At 60.3% G+C, this 277-nt stretch carries 1 pseudogene; it reads right to left on the bottom strand.

Going from position 1 to position 277, the window contains the following annotated elements:
* Positions 1–277 (bottom strand): annotated as a pseudogene (locus AC4IFO_RS23185) (electron transport complex subunit RsxC); the annotation flags it as partial.

The following is a 277-nucleotide window of genomic DNA, read 5'->3' as shown; positions in this document are numbered from 1 at the left end:
TGGCTTTCGCACGGGCAATGGCAGCCGCTACAGCCGCTTTACGTGGGTCGACGTCGGTTTCAACTGGAGCTTCAACCACAGGCTCAGTTTGCGCCTGTGCCGCTTTTTTGGCTTTCGCACGGGCTATTGCCGCCGCTACAGCCGCTTTGCGCGGGTCGACTTCGGTTTCGACTTGTGCTTCAACCGCAGGCTCAGTTTGCGCCTGCGCCGCTTTTTTGGCTTTCGCACGGGCAATGGCAGCCGCTACAGCCGCTTTACGTGGGTCGACGTCGGTTTC

The sequence above is a fragment of the Providencia sp. UF-224 genome, from assembly GCF_058245955.1.
Note: the sequence above shows the minus strand (reverse complement) of the source record. Positions and strands in the feature narration are given on the sequence as shown.